Here is a 12578-nt window from a genome sequence, read left to right on the forward strand (position 1 = left end):
GAATGCGAACCCTGGTGGTGTTCACGGCGCTTTTGTTGGCTGCTTGCGGCAACAAGGGCGACTTGAAACCGGCCGCCGGGGGATCGCTGCCGACCAAACCTTATGGGGCGGTGGCCACACCGACACCGGCTGATTTGGTGACGGCGCCGCCCCAGACCCGACCGACGCGCAGCGACGAAGTGCTGCGCAGCTCCGAAGAACGCCGCGGCGACGAGTTCGAACTGCCGCCGCAGAACTGAAAAGACGCAATTTCCCATGGATCATTTCAACCGCAAGAACGGCGTGCTCCACGCCGAGAACGTTTCCATTGCCACCATCGCGGCGGAGGTCGGCACGCCGGTCTATGTCTATTCGACCGCGACGCTCGAACGTCATGCGACAGCGCTCAAGAACGCGCTGTCAGGCCTGCCCAGCGTCCATCTCGCCTTCGCGATCAAGGCCAACCCCAACCTCGCGGTACTCGGGGTACTGGCGAAGCAGGGCTATGGCGCCGATGTCGTTTCGGGCGGCGAGCTCAAGCGCGCGCTCGCCGCGGGGATACCGGCCGACGACATCGTCTTCTCGGGCGTCGGCAAGACCCGCGCCGAGCTGCAGCTGGGTCTCGATGAGGGCATCGGCCAGTTCAATCTCGAGCTGGAAGAGGAAGGCGAGGTCCTCGCCGACCTCGCGCATGCGCAGGGCAAGTCTGCACCTGCGGTGCTGCGCGTGAACCCCGATGTCGATGCCGGCACTCATGCCAAGATTTCGACCGGCAAGGCCGAGAACAAGTTCGGCGTGGCGATCGACCGCGCGGGCGAGATCTTCGGACGGCTCGCCGGGCGTCCCGGCCTCGACCTGCGCGGCGTTGCGATCCATATCGGCAGCCAGCTGACCGAGCTCGCCCCACTCGAGGCCGCGTACAAGCGCGTCGGCGAGCTGGTCGCGCAGCTGCGCTCCGCGGGGCACAATATCACCCATGTCGACCTCGGCGGCGGTCTCGGCGTTCCGTATCATGCAGGTCAGACCGTCTCGACTGCCGAGGAATTCGGCGCGATGGTCGAGCGCGTCACGCAGGGTTGGGACGTCACGCTGATGTTCGAGCCGGGCCGCTTCATCTGCGGCAATGCCGGCGTGCTGGTGACCGAGGTGATCTGGGTCAAGCCGGCGGCGGGCAACCCCTATGTCATCGTCGACGCAGCGATGAACGATCTCGCCCGCCCGGCGCTGTACGACGCCTATCATGAGTTCGAGGCGGTCGAACCGACCGGCGAGAAGTTCGTCGCCAACATCGCCGGCCCGGTCTGCGAGACCGGCGACACCTTCGCGATGGGACGTGAGATCGACGTCGTGAAGTCGGGCGATCTGGCCGTCTTCCGCACCGCGGGCGCTTATGGCGCGACCATGGCCTCGACCTATAATAGCAGGCCGCTGGTGCCCGAGGTGCTGGTGTCGGGCGACAAGTTCGCGGTGGTCGCCGACCGCATCCAGCCCGAAACCATCATGGGCGCCGAACGCGTACCCGAGTGGGTTCGGTGAAACGATCGGGGCTGCCCGTCTTCGTCCAGCTGGACGGGCGGCCCGCGATTCTGATCGGCGCCGGTACAGCGGCCGACGCCAAGCGCCGCCTGCTATCGCGAGCGGGCGCAGTGATCGTCGGCGAAGCGGACGAAGCGCGGCTCGCCATCATCGCCTGCGATGAGCCCGAACCTGTTGTTGCACGGCTCAAGGCGCGCGGCATTCTGGTCAACGTCGCCGACCGTCCGGACCTGTGCGACTTTACCCTGCCCGCGATCGTCGAGCGCGATCCGGTGACGATCGCGATCGGCACCGGCGGCGCATCGGCGGGGCTCGCGGCAGCCCTGCGTCAGCGGCTCGAAACAATCCTTCCGGGGTCGCTCGGCGGACTGGCGGACGCACTCAAGGCAAGTCGCGATGCGATTCGCGCCCGCTGGCCCGAAGCTGGCGAACGGCGGCGGGCCATCGGCGCGGCGCTGGCCGGACCGCTTGATCCACTTGCCGGGCACCCCGCTGAGGCGATCGAGCGCTGGCTCGCCGCGCCCGATGCGGAACGGACTGGCATCGTCCGCATCGCACTGCGCTCGGTCGATCCGGACGACCTCAGTTTGCGCGAAGCCCGGCTGATCGCCCAGGCGGACCAGGTGACGCATCGCACCGATGTGCCGGCAGCGATCCTGACGCGCGCGCGCGCCGATGCAGAACGGATTGCATGCGATGCACCGCCCGCTAATTTGCCCGGCTTGACCGTCGATCTGGAGATGGGTGCCATAGCGGAGGAACGGGAATGAGCGGCTTTGCCTATGTCGTCTCCCGAAGCGGCGTGCGGGCCATCGACCCGCAAGAGGCGATCCGGCTGCGGCGCGGGTTTGTGTGGATTCACCTGACCTCACGCGACGAAGAGGTGCAGGCCTGGCTGCGCGATGTCGCAAAGTTCGACCGCTTCGTGATCGACGCGCTGACCGCGCTTGAGACCCGGCCCCGCTGCGACCAGACCGACGGCGCCGCCGTGCTCAATCTGCGCGGCATGACCCGGGCCGCGATGGAAAGTTCGGACCCGCTGGCATCGATCCGGCTGCACGCCGACGGGACGCGGGTGATTTCCGTCACGCGGCTTCCGCTCGACGCCCTCGAGGTGGCGCGCGCGGCTACTGAGGCCGGCGATGTTCGTGACGCCGGCGATCTGATCGCGACGCTCGCCGAGGCGATCACCGAGCAACTCGATCCACAGGTCGCCGATCTTGGCGATTCGCTCGACAGTTGCGAGGAACAGCTCGATGCGCGTCAGGCGTTCGAGCTGCGCCGCAAGGTCAACATCGTGCGGCGCAAGGCGATCGGCTATCGCCGCTTCCTCTACCCGCAGCGAACCGCGCTGGAGAAGCTGTCGACGCTGCCCGTCCGCTGGCTGAGCGACGATGACCGATTGCACATCGGCGGCGCGGCAGATCGCGCCGCGCGCATGGCCGAGGAACTGGAGAGCATCCGCGAGCGGGCCGCCCTGATCCACGAAACGCTGACCGACCTGCGCGCGGAGGTGATCGACCAGAGATCGCTGCTGATCGCTGTCGCAGCGATGGTGTTCCTGCCGCTGACCTTCATCACCGGGCTGTTCGGGATGAACGTGCAGGGTATCCCCTATGACGACCATCCATCGTCATTCTGGGTGATCACGGTCTTCTGCATCATCGTCGCCGCAACGGTGACGATCTATTTCGTCAGGCGCCACTGGTTCCGCTGAGGCGTTCGACCTCGGCGTTGAGCGAACTGATCGAATTGACCAGCCGCGCACGGTCGGCGCGGGTGACGGCAAGTTCGGTACGCGCCTCTCCCAGCTCGATCGCGCGCGCGGCGATGCGTGCATCGAGCGAAGCCACCGCCCGCTTGAGTTCGGCGATGCGGCTCGCGCGCCCGAGCGTCCGGTCAATCCGCGCCAGCAGCACGTCGAAATCGAAGGGCTTGGCGACATAGTCGTCCGCGCCCGCGGCAAGCGTCTCGACCACGGCGCCGCTGTCGCTGCGCGCGGTGATCATGATGACAGGGAGGTCAGCGGTACGCGGAGTTGCGCGCAGGTCTGCCAGCACCTCGATCCCCGACATGCCCGGCATCATCATGTCGAGCAGGATCAGGTCGAAGCCGCGTCCGGCGATCAGATCGAGCGCCTCGCGCCCATTATCGCTGAGCACGACCAGATAGCCCGCCTGCCCCAGCCGCGCGCCCATGACGTTGAGATTGGTGCGGCTGTCGTCCACGATCAGGACCGTGGCGGCGCTCCGGCGCGATTCGCTCGGAAGGTGGCTCTGGCTCATGCGCGCGAGCGTATGGCGAAAAGCGTCACGATCCCGTTAAGACCCCGACAACCACATAAGGCACATATCCGAGGTGCTTCAGCGGCGCAGGAAGCCCAGGATCTGGTCGACCATGATACCAAGCTGCGGCGACGCCTCCCCAACGGCGTCCCCGGTGCCGGGACCGGTGTTGATCGCGACCCCCAGCGGGGTCGGCCAGCCGCGCAGCGCATGGATCACCGTCCGCAGCGCCGCCAGCGTCGAGACCGCCGCCTGCCAGCCGCCCGCCGTCGCCACCAGCCCGACCGGCATCCCGTCGAAATAGGGGCGCTCGTCGCCGCGAAGCTGCTCGGCATAGTCGAGCGCGTTCTTCACCATGCCCGAAAGCGAGCCGTGATAACCCGGCGATCCGACGATCAGCCCGTCAGCATCGCGCAACACCGAGACGAAATGCGCGACCCGCGGATCGTCGGTGTTGCAGCCAAGTTCGTAATGCGGGAAGTTGATCGCCTCCCCGGTCAGCAGCGTGACGCGGGCGCCCTTTCCTTCGGCGATTGCCAGACAATGCGCGAGCGCGCGGCCCGTCGCCGATTCGGGACGCGAAGTGCCGCCGAGGGCGACGATGTGCGGCTTGCTCATGCGACCGCGCTAGCCGAAACAGATGCCCCGGACCACCCACTGATACGAACGCGGGGACATAGAAACTATGCGGGCTCCATTGGCGGGAATGCGGGTGATCGAAATCGACGCGATCGGGGCAGTGCCGTTCGCATCGATGCTGCTCGCGGACCTCGGGTGCGAGGTGGTGCGTGTGGCCCAGCCGGGCAGCGGCACCAGCGCAATCGTCCCCGCGCTCTATCGCGGTCGGCAGGACATCACGCTCGATTTCCGTGAGCCGGCTGCGATCGCCGAGGTGCTCGACCTTGCTGCGCACGCCGACGCGCTGATCGAAGGAATGCCCCCCGGGTCGATGGAGGCGCTGGGTTTGGGTCCGGACCGGTGTCGCGCGCGCAATCCCCGGCTGGTCTATGGGCGGGCGAGTATATGGGGCCAGACCGGACCGCTCGCGGGGCGACCCGGAAGCGATATCAACGTGCTGGCACTGACCGGTGCGTTGCACGCGATCGGTGCGTCCGACACGCCCGCGGTACCGCTTAACTTGTTGGGTGACCATGCCGGATGCGGGCTGTTCCTTGCGCTCGGCATGGTGTCGGCGATGCTCGGGGTGCAGACCGGCGGCGAAGGGCGCGTGGTAGACGCTGCCGCGATCGACGGGGTGGCGACGCTGATGGCGCTGACGCAGAGCCTGTTCGCGAGTGGCCGGTGGATTGACCGGCGCGAAGCCAATCTGATCGACGGCGGCGCGCCCTTCTATCGCAGCTATGCCTGTGCCGACGGCCAGCATGTCGCCGTCGGCGCGATCGATCCGGCACAGTTCGAGGCCCTGTGTGCGGGGCTTGGTTTCGGCGCGGGCAGCTTCGTGCAGCTCGATCGGTCGGGCTGGCCTGTGATGGCCACGCGCTTTGCCGAGCGCTTCGCGGCACGCACCCGCGACGAATGGGTCCGCAGCTTCGCGCAGGGCACGGCGTGCGTTAGCCCGGTGCTGTCGCTGGCCGAGGCTGCACGCCATCCGCACACGCTCGCGCGCCGGCCAGTGGCCGCAGGACCGGAGGGCGCAGCGACTGCGCCGCAATTCGTGCCAGGCGCGGGCGTTGCGCCTACGGCGCGACCCGTATCGGTCGATGAGGTTCTCGCGCGCTGGTCGCGCTAGACATTGAGGTGGCTGGCGCCGTTACGGCGAAACCGTCACCTAGGCAGCGCGTGCCTGACTCCAGGCGCCGGCGATATCCTCAAGGTCGTCGGCGACGGCGCGGAAGGGCGCGGGATCGCCGCCGATACTGGCGTTGATAATTTTCGCGCGCAGCCCGTGATAGAGTGTCCCCAACGTCCGCGCGACTTCGCCCCCACGTTCGAAATCGAGGTTCGATTCAAGCGCGAACAGGATCGCGGTGGCGCGGGCGATCCGCTCGCTCTTGACCGGCAGCTGTCCTTTCTCCGTCGCGAAGGCAGCGGCACGGAGCGCGGCGATGCACTCCTTGTACATGAGCTCGACCAGCTCGTACGGATCGGCGGCAGCCGTGCGGCCGACCGCGTCGATCGAGCGATAGGTCTGCGCCGCGTTGGCGCTGATGCGGAGCGGGGTCTTCATCAGATCAGCCCCGATTGTTCCATGCATCGATCTGGTTCTCGAGGAACTTCTGAGTCGACTTATATACCGCGACCTTGGCGTCCATGCTCGCGAACTGGCGGGTCATCCGCAGTCGGACATCCTCGGTCTTCGCAACCACCTCGGCCTTGTCCTTGTCGAGCTCGCCCTTGGCCTTGTTGTAGCTGACTTCGCTCGCGCCGAGGCCCCGCTGCGTGTTCGTCGCCGCGGATGCAATCGCGTTGAGCGCCGTGGCCAGGCCGTTGCCGGTGGTGGCATTGCCCTGCGGCTCGGCGAACATCTTCTCGACGGCTTCGGGATTGTTGACCAGCGCCTTGGTCAACAGCGCGTTGTCGAGCATCAGCGTGCCGTCGCGGTTGGTCTTGACCCCGATTTCCGCCAGCTGAGTCAGCGCGCCGCCGCCGATCGGAGCCATGGTGAGCTGCTGAAGCTGGCGCCGGAGCTCGCGCGCCGCAAGATCGGTCCGCAGCGAGCCGGTTTCCGGATGAAGGTCGGCACGCAGTGCGGTGTAGAGCTCGTTATAGGTGGCGACGAAATCCTGCACCGCATTGGTCAGCGCGGTGGTGGGCAGCGTCTTGCCGATGGTAACGATCGTGCCGGGCTGGGCGCTGTTGAGATCGAGCTTCACGCCCGGGATCAGGTCGCTGATCGTGTTCGATTCGCGCTTGAGCTGAACCCCGTCGATCGCAACCAGCGCATCGGCCGCAGCGCTGCCGATCGTGGTACCGCTGGCGCCGATACCGATGTTGAGCGCGGCGAGCCCTTCCTGCCCCGGGGTTTCGGTCGCCGTCAGCGTGAACGCGCGATCGGCACCGGTCGCGCCCTTGACCACCAGCCGCGATCCGGCCGCATCGGTGAGGATCGAAGCGCTGACCCCGGCATTGGCGGCGTTGATTGCCGCGGCGATACCCTCAAGGCTCGAATTGGTGGCGTCGATGGTGATGTCGACCGGCGCGGCGCTGCCCGGGGTAAAGGCCGTCATCGCACCGTTCGTCACCGTCCCGGTGCCAAGCGTAAGCGTGAGCTTGCCCTGTCCGACCGGCGCGGTCTTGTTGGCAACTGGCACGGCGTGCGCGGTCTGGCTGGCGGCGAGCTGGCGCACTTCAATCCGCGCATTGAGCGTGGTGAGATTGGCGCCGCTCAGGCGCGAAACATTGAGGATCGCCGTATTCGAACTGGTCGGCTGGGTGGCAAGCGTGCCCCCGCGCGCAAGGTTGGCCACCGCGGTGGCGAAGCTGGTGATATTGCCCTTGTGAGCGCCCGCCGCGCTGATCTGCGTGGTCAGCGTTTCTTCGCGCTTCTTGAGCCGGGCGTTGCGATACTCGAACTGCTTCTCGACCAGTTCCTTGACCAGCGCCGCGGTATCGATACCCGATCCGCCGCCGAGCGCTTTTGGAATCGATTCAACAGCCACGTGCACGTCCCCCTTTGAACTGATTAACGGCCGTCATCGCGCGGCCTTTAGGCTGGTTTGGATGCCATTTTCATCGAACAGCGCGGTGTCGGGCACGGCGATCGCCGGCATGCGTCCGCCCGCCCGCTTGTCGATGCCGAAGACGAAGGCCAGAACGGTCGCGACCGCCATATAGAGGTCGTCGCGAATCTCCTGATTCTCACGGCTGGTGAAGTAGATGGCACGCGCCAGCGGCGGCAGTTCGAGCCGCGGCACATCGAACTCATCGGCCAGTTCGCGGATCGCCAGCGCGATCTCGCCGCGGCCCTTGGCGACCACGACGGGAACCTGATCCTTGCCGTTGGTGTAGCGCAGCGCGACCGAGAAGTGCGTCGGGTTGGTCAGCACGACATGCGCTTCCTGCAGTTTGCCGCGCAGGCCACCCTTGGCCATTTCGCGCTGGCGCTGGCGCTGCGCGGCCTTGGCTTCGGGCGAGCCTTCGCTTTCCTTGTGCTCGTCCTTCACTTCCTGAAGGCTCATCTTGAGGCGCTGCAGGTGGCGGAAGATCTGGATCGGCAGGTCGATGCCTGCAATCAGCAGCAACCCGCCGGCCATCACGAAGATCAATGTCGCGAAGGTGTCGCCGAGCGACTTCACCGCGGTGCCGAGGTCGGACGAGACGAGGCCCATGGTCGGCGCCGCCGAACCCCACAGCATCCACCCGCCGATCCCGCCGAGCAAAATCACCTTGAGCAGCGACTTGAACAACTCGATCCAGCCGGTCGGGCCGAAGATGCGCTTGAGCCCCGAGCCGGGGTTGATCCGGTTGCCCTTGGGCGCGAGCAGCTTGCCGTTCCAGTGGAGCGCGCCGAGTGCCGCCTGGCTGGCGATCGCGCCGACAAAGCTGATCGCGAGCAGCGCGCCGAGCGACGGCGCGAGCTTCCACCCCGCGGTCGCGAGCGGCTTCCATGGCTGGAAGCTCTCGATATCGGCGCGGCCGAACTGGAAGCTCGCGCTCATCACTTCCTTGATCGCGCCGAGCAGCTGCGGCCCCATCAGCACCATCCAGCCGCAGCCGAGCAGGATGATCAGCGCGGCACCGAAATCGCGCGATTTGAGCAGGTCACCTTGTTCAAGCGCCTTTTCCTTGCGCTTGGGTGTTGGTGCTTGTGTCTTTTCGCCTGCAGTCTCCGACATCAGCCGGTCACCAGCGTCTGGGCCGCGTCGAGTGCTTCGCGCACGATCACGAGCATATAGTCGCCCATCGCGGGCATGCCGACGACCAGCGCCAGCACGCCCATGGCGAGGCTGGCAGGGATGCCGATCGCGAACAGGTTGAGCGCGGGCGCCGAGCGCGAGAGCATGCCGACGACGATGTTGAGGCAGAGCAGCAGAAAGCCGACCGGCAATGCCAGCAAAAGCCCGGCGAGGAAGGCATAGCCCCCGAACAGCGCGATATTCTGAAGCTTGTCGGGCGTCAGCCAGGCCTGTCCCGGCGGCAACAGCTCATAGGAACGCACCACCAGCTCGACGAGCACGAGATGCCCGTCAACCGCGAGGAACAGCAAGGTCAGCAACACCGTCAGGAACTGACCGAGCGCAGGGGTCGACTGGCCGGTCTGCGGGTTGATCGCGGTGGCGAAGCTCAAACCCATCGACACGCCGATCACTTCGCTCGCCACCAATGGCGCGGCGAACGCGATCTGAAGGATGAACCCTAACGCAAGACCGACCAGCACTTCGGCGGCGACGGCAAGGAAGGTTGCGAGCGCGAACACCTCTCCCGGTGCCTCGATCGGCACCGCGGTCATCGTCAGGATGCCAACGGCGGCGGTGAGCAGGATACGGACGTTCATCGGCACCGACACCGCGCCGAACACCGGCGCCGCGATGAACGCCGCGCCGACGCGCACCATCGTGAACAGCAGCGCCCAGAGTTGCGGCTCGATCGAGAGGCCGAAGCCGAGCATGCTACCGGACGAGCTCAGGAATGCGCTCGAAGATGCCGGTGGTGAAGTCGCTGAGCAGCGTCATGATCATGCCGCCAAAGATCACCAGGCTGACGCCTACGACCGCGAGCTTGGGCACGAAGGTGAGCGTCTGTTCCTGGATCGAGGTCGCAGCCTGCACCATTCCGAGGATCAGGCCCGAGAGCAAAGCCGGGATCAGGATCGGGGCGGATGCCAGCGCTAGCACCCACATCGCCTCGCGCGCGACCGTCAGGAAATATTCTGCGTCCATGGGAAGTTCCTAGGTCACGAAACTGGAGGCGAGGCTGCCCATCGTCAGCGCCCAGCCATCGACCAGCACGAACAACAGCAGCTTGAATGGCATCGAGATGATCGTCGGCGACATCATCATCATGCCGAGGCTCATCAGCACGGTAGCGACGATCAGATCGATGACGATGAAGGGCAGGAAGATCAGGAAACCGATCTGGAAGGCGGTCTTGAGCTCGCTGGTCACGAACGCCGGGAGCAGGATCGAGAAGGGCGTATCCTTGGGATTCGCGATCGGGCCGGTCTTCGCCAGCCCTGCGAACATGGTGATGTCCTTCACTCGCGTCTGCCTGAGCATGAAGGCATGGAGCGGTTCGCCGGCCTTTTCGATCATCTCGGTCGCGCCGATACGGCCCTGCGCATAGGGCTGGATCGCGGCGGTGTTCATCTGGCTGATCGTCGGCGCCATGATAAAGAATGAGAGGAACAGCGACAGGCCGACCAGCACCTGATTTGGCGGCGTCTGTTGAAGGCCAAGCGCCTGCCGCAGGATCGCCAGCACGATGATGATCCGTGTGAAACTCGTCATCATCAGCAGGATGCCCGGCAGAACCGTGAGCAGCCCCATGATAATAAGGACCTGAAGCGACAGGCTGAGCGGCGCATCGCCGCCACCAAGGTCGCCGAGTGCCCGGTCGACCGCATCGCCTACACCAGGCGTCGGCGCGGCGGCGGGTGCAGCGACCGGTGCAAACGGGGCCGGCGCGCCCTGCGCGAACGCCGGTGCGACGAGGAACAGCGCGAGCGCGAACGCGCCCAGCACGAGCGCGAGATGGCGAAGACCGATGGTCACGAGTCGATCCGGTCGATCAGGCTGACGCCGTTGCGGCTCACCGAGACCAGGATGCGCTTACCCTCAACCTCAAGCACCGCGATGCGGGTGCCGGTGGAGATCATCATCGTCTCCCTGACCTTGAGCATCCGGTCGCCCTGATTGCCGGGCAGCCGCGCCTCGAGCTTGCGCCAGAGGTAGAGGCAGCCAATCAGCAGGCCACAGACGAGTGGCAGCAGCACGACCAGCTTGAGGATGTAGGACCACATCATCTCGGATCAGCCCCGCTTTTCGGGTGCGACCAGTTCGGTCATGCGAATGCCGAACTTGTCGCCGACCGTGACCACCTCGCCGCGGCCAATCAGCGTGCCGTTGACGAAGACGTCGAGCAGTTCGTCGGCCTCGCGGTCCAGCTCGATCACGCTTGATTCGCTGAGCGCGAGCAGTTCGCGCAGGGTGAGCGTGGTCGATCCGATCTCGACCGTCAGCTTGACGTCGACATCCTGGAGCAGGTGGAAATTGGCCGCGACTGCGGCTTCAGGAGCCAGGCCCCCGGTCATGTCGTTCATCGTGCGTCCTCGAGCTGGAAGGATTCGAAACGGGTGAGGCGGATTGCGGCCTGGCCATTGGCGGTGCCAACGGTGCCGCAGCCGATCTGCTGACGGGCGACCATCACCGGCACGTCGGGGCCGAAGCTGATCGGGATCACGTCGCCGGGCTTGAGCGCCATCAGCATCGAAAGCGGCACTACCGGTTCGGCGAGCACCGAGCGGACCGGCAGCCGCAGCGCCATCGCGGCGCGCGTCAGGCCATTACGCCATTCGGGTTCAGGCTCAGGATCGCCGCCGATCACCTTTGCGGTGAGGCTCGGCGTATAGGGCTTGAGCGCGGCGACCGGATAGAGAATGTCGATCCATTGCGGCCTGGCCTCGCCCGCGGCGATGCCGAGACGGGTAACGACCATCGCCTCGCCCGCGTCGAGTTCGGGTACGGTCGAGAGCGACGCGAAGGCCTGCGCCGGCACGAAGTCGAGCTTCGCGAGCAGCTCCCAGGCAGGCGAGAGCTGCCGACCGATCGTATCGGAGATCCGCGCCAACAGCGTCTCCGCCGATCCGGTGAATTCGGCGGGCAGCGGCTGCGGCGCCTCGCCTTCACCGCCAAAGAAGCGGTCGAGCATCTCGAAGCAGAATGCGCCGTCGATCACGATCAGCGCGCGGCCGCGGCCCGGCGTCATCGCCAGCGGCAGCCATGCCGTCAGCGTTTGCGGGCGTTCGGCACGATAGTCGCCGAAGCGCTGAACGCTGAGCGGTTCGGCCCAGCAGCGCACACCTTCGCCGACCAGCGGCTCGAAGCTTCCCTTCAGTGACTTGGCAAGCCGCGCCGAGAGATGCTGCACCGAATGCAGATCCCCGAACGGGTTGAGGCTGACGGTCCCGAGCGCCGGCGCGTGCTCCGCGCCGGTCCGGGGTCGTTCGCGCCGATCGGACGTCGCCAGTTCTGAAGGACTGTTAACCATGCCCGTTCACTGAACAATGAAATTGGTAAAGTAGACGTTACCAACGCCGCCGAAGCCCTCTTTTTCCTTCAAAACTGCGTTGATTGCATCCGTCAGGCGCTTCTGAAGCTTCTTCTTGCCCTCGGCGGTAAAGACCTCGTCCTCGCTGGTCTCGCCAAGCGATAGGAGGATCGCCGAGCGCACCGCCATCTCATGCGTCTTCAACCCCTCGATGACCGTGTTGTCATAAGGCGTCGAGATCGCGATCCCCACCTGAATGAAGTGGACGCTCTCGCGCAGGTTGGAGGTGAACTCCTTCTCCAGCTGGTAATAGGTCGAGGCGTATTTGTCGCCACCCTCACCCGCTGGCGGCTTCATTCCCTTGCTCTCGCCACCTTCACCTTCCTTGCCTTCGCCCTTGGCGCGGGCCTCCTCTTCTTTCGGGACAAGGCGCGGCTTGCCGCTCTCGGCCTCCCCCTCCGCCTTGGCGCCGCCGAGCAGCCCGGCGCTCGATGCATAGAGCCCGCCGCCGACACCCCCGCCGACCAGCACGATCAGACCGGTGCCGATCAGGATCCACTTCTTGGCGCCGCCTTTCTTCTTGGCGGGTGCGGCTTCTTTCTCGTCACTCAT

At 66.0% G+C, this 12578-nt stretch carries 17 protein-coding genes; 5 read left to right on the top strand and 12 right to left on the bottom strand.

Features of this window, described 5'->3' with window-relative positions; genetic code table 11:
* The first annotated feature begins 2 nt into the window (after window positions 1–2).
* From lptM to AC07NK_RS01955, 4 genes are read left to right on the top strand one after another with little or no spacing between them, the layout of a single operon-like run.
* The gene (gene lptM, locus AC07NK_RS01940; RefSeq protein WP_495168876.1) at window positions 3–239 is read left to right on the top strand and encodes an LPS translocon maturation chaperone LptM; all 237 of its coding nucleotides are present in this window, start codon (window positions 3–5) and stop codon (window positions 237–239) included.
* 16 nt (window positions 240–255) lie between these two features.
* Complete coding sequence (lysA, locus tag AC07NK_RS01945) at window positions 256–1515, top strand: diaminopimelate decarboxylase (RefSeq protein ID WP_495168877.1); 1260 nt, start codon at window positions 256–258, stop codon at window positions 1513–1515.
* Window positions 1512–2285, top strand: a complete 774-nt coding sequence (locus tag AC07NK_RS01950; protein ID WP_495168878.1) for a precorrin-2 dehydrogenase/sirohydrochlorin ferrochelatase family protein — start codon at window positions 1512–1514, stop codon at window positions 2283–2285. Before lysA ends, AC07NK_RS01950 begins: the two co-directional genes overlap by 4 nt.
* Entirely contained in the window at window positions 2282–3232 is a 951-nt protein-coding gene (locus AC07NK_RS01955) for a zinc transporter ZntB (protein ID WP_495168879.1), read from the top strand. Before AC07NK_RS01950 ends, AC07NK_RS01955 begins: the two co-directional genes overlap by 4 nt.
* On the opposite strand, the gene AC07NK_RS01960 is transcribed toward AC07NK_RS01955, so the two are convergent.
* Together AC07NK_RS01960 and AC07NK_RS01965 are read right to left on the bottom strand one after the other, a co-directional pair.
* A complete protein-coding gene (locus AC07NK_RS01960; RefSeq protein WP_495168880.1) occupies window positions 3210–3800 on the bottom strand; it encodes a response regulator in 591 nt (196 codons plus the stop codon). The two genes, AC07NK_RS01955 and AC07NK_RS01960, sit on opposite strands and share 23 nt — an antisense overlap.
* Before the next feature lie 78 nt (window positions 3801–3878).
* The gene (locus tag AC07NK_RS01965) at window positions 3879–4418 is read right to left on the bottom strand and encodes an NADPH-dependent FMN reductase (protein WP_495168881.1); all 540 of its coding nucleotides are present in this window, start codon (window positions 4416–4418) and stop codon (window positions 3879–3881) included.
* A gap of 88 nt (window positions 4419–4506) precedes the next feature.
* On the opposite strand from AC07NK_RS01965, the gene AC07NK_RS01970 reads away from it, so the two are divergent.
* Window positions 4507–5550: a CaiB/BaiF CoA transferase family protein gene (locus AC07NK_RS01970; RefSeq protein ID WP_495168882.1), complete on the top strand. Its 1044-nt coding sequence runs from the start codon at window positions 4507–4509 to the stop codon at window positions 5548–5550.
* 39 nt (window positions 5551–5589) lie between these two features.
* On the opposite strand, the gene fliS is transcribed toward AC07NK_RS01970, so the two are convergent.
* Genes fliS through AC07NK_RS02020 form a run of 10 tightly spaced genes read right to left on the bottom strand, consistent with a single transcriptional unit; the run spans window position 5590 to window position 12578 of the window.
* Window positions 5590–5988 carry a flagellar export chaperone FliS gene (gene fliS / locus AC07NK_RS01975; RefSeq protein ID WP_495168883.1) on the bottom strand — a complete coding sequence of 133 codons (399 nt, stop codon included), beginning with the start codon at window positions 5986–5988 and terminating at the stop codon, window positions 5590–5592.
* A 4-nt stretch (window positions 5989–5992) separates the two neighbouring features.
* Complete coding sequence (fliD, locus tag AC07NK_RS01980) at window positions 5993–7420, bottom strand: flagellar filament capping protein FliD (protein WP_495168884.1); 1428 nt, start codon at window positions 7418–7420, stop codon at window positions 5993–5995.
* 33 nt (window positions 7421–7453) lie between these two features.
* Window positions 7454–8596, bottom strand: a complete 1143-nt coding sequence (flhB, locus tag AC07NK_RS01985; RefSeq protein WP_495168885.1) for a flagellar type III secretion system protein FlhB — start codon at window positions 8594–8596, stop codon at window positions 7454–7456.
* The gene (fliR, locus tag AC07NK_RS01990; RefSeq protein ID WP_495168886.1) at window positions 8596–9369 is read right to left on the bottom strand and encodes a flagellar biosynthetic protein FliR; all 774 of its coding nucleotides are present in this window, start codon (window positions 9367–9369) and stop codon (window positions 8596–8598) included. The genes flhB and fliR overlap by 1 nt, the downstream gene beginning before the upstream one ends.
* Before the next feature lies 1 nt (window position 9370).
* Window positions 9371–9640 carry a flagellar biosynthesis protein FliQ gene (gene fliQ / locus AC07NK_RS01995; RefSeq protein ID WP_495168887.1) on the bottom strand — a complete coding sequence of 90 codons (270 nt, stop codon included), beginning with the start codon at window positions 9638–9640 and terminating at the stop codon, window positions 9371–9373.
* Between the two features lie 9 nt (window positions 9641–9649).
* A complete protein-coding gene (gene fliP, locus AC07NK_RS02000) occupies window positions 9650–10471 on the bottom strand; it encodes a flagellar type III secretion system pore protein FliP (protein WP_495168888.1) in 822 nt (273 codons plus the stop codon).
* Window positions 10468–10722 carry a flagellar biosynthetic protein FliO gene (locus tag AC07NK_RS02005; RefSeq protein ID WP_495168889.1) on the bottom strand — a complete coding sequence of 85 codons (255 nt, stop codon included), beginning with the start codon at window positions 10720–10722 and terminating at the stop codon, window positions 10468–10470. The genes fliP and AC07NK_RS02005 overlap by 4 nt, the downstream gene beginning before the upstream one ends.
* Before the next feature lie 6 nt (window positions 10723–10728).
* A complete protein-coding gene (gene fliN, locus AC07NK_RS02010; protein ID WP_495168890.1) occupies window positions 10729–11019 on the bottom strand; it encodes a flagellar motor switch protein FliN in 291 nt (96 codons plus the stop codon).
* Window positions 11016–11966, bottom strand: coding sequence for a FliM/FliN family flagellar motor switch protein (locus AC07NK_RS02015; protein ID WP_495168891.1), 951 nt, complete (start codon window positions 11964–11966; stop codon window positions 11016–11018). The genes fliN and AC07NK_RS02015 overlap by 4 nt, the downstream gene beginning before the upstream one ends.
* A 6-nt stretch (window positions 11967–11972) precedes the next feature.
* Window positions 11973–12578 (bottom strand): flagellar basal body-associated FliL family protein, encoded by a 606-nt coding sequence (locus AC07NK_RS02020; protein WP_495168892.1) that lies wholly within the window; start codon window positions 12576–12578, stop codon window positions 11973–11975.

The sequence above is a fragment of the Sphingomonas sp. GW821-FHT09B04 genome, from assembly GCF_059418285.1.

Coding starts and splice junctions, on each gene's coding strand:
- lptM (WP_495168876.1), top strand. CDS start 3: ATGCGAACCCTGGTGGTGTTCACGGCGCTTTTGTTGGCTGCTTGCGGC.
- lysA (WP_495168877.1), top strand. CDS start 256: ATGGATCATTTCAACCGCAAGAACGGCGTGCTCCACGCCGAGAACGTT.
- AC07NK_RS01955 (WP_495168879.1), top strand. CDS start 2,282: ATGAGCGGCTTTGCCTATGTCGTCTCCCGAAGCGGCGTGCGGGCCATC.
- AC07NK_RS01960 (WP_495168880.1), bottom strand. CDS start 3,800: ATGAGCCAGAGCCACCTTCCGAGCGAATCGCGCCGGAGCGCCGCCACG.
- AC07NK_RS01965 (WP_495168881.1), bottom strand. CDS start 4,418: ATGAGCAAGCCGCACATCGTCGCCCTCGGCGGCACTTCGCGTCCCGAA.
- AC07NK_RS01970 (WP_495168882.1), top strand. CDS start 4,507: ATGCGGGTGATCGAAATCGACGCGATCGGGGCAGTGCCGTTCGCATCG.
- fliS (WP_495168883.1), bottom strand. CDS start 5,988: ATGAAGACCCCGCTCCGCATCAGCGCCAACGCGGCGCAGACCTATCGC.
- flhB (WP_495168885.1), bottom strand. CDS start 8,596: ATGTCGGAGACTGCAGGCGAAAAGACACAAGCACCAACACCCAAGCGC.
- fliR (WP_495168886.1), bottom strand. CDS start 9,369: ATGCTCGGCTTCGGCCTCTCGATCGAGCCGCAACTCTGGGCGCTGCTG.
- fliQ (WP_495168887.1), bottom strand. CDS start 9,640: ATGGACGCAGAATATTTCCTGACGGTCGCGCGCGAGGCGATGTGGGTG.
- AC07NK_RS02005 (WP_495168889.1), bottom strand. CDS start 10,722: ATGATGTGGTCCTACATCCTCAAGCTGGTCGTGCTGCTGCCACTCGTC.
- fliN (WP_495168890.1), bottom strand. CDS start 11,019: ATGAACGACATGACCGGGGGCCTGGCTCCTGAAGCCGCAGTCGCGGCC.
- AC07NK_RS02015 (WP_495168891.1), bottom strand. CDS start 11,966: ATGGTTAACAGTCCTTCAGAACTGGCGACGTCCGATCGGCGCGAACGA.
- AC07NK_RS02020 (WP_495168892.1), bottom strand. CDS start 12,578: ATGAGTGACGAGAAAGAAGCCGCACCCGCCAAGAAGAAAGGCGGCGCC.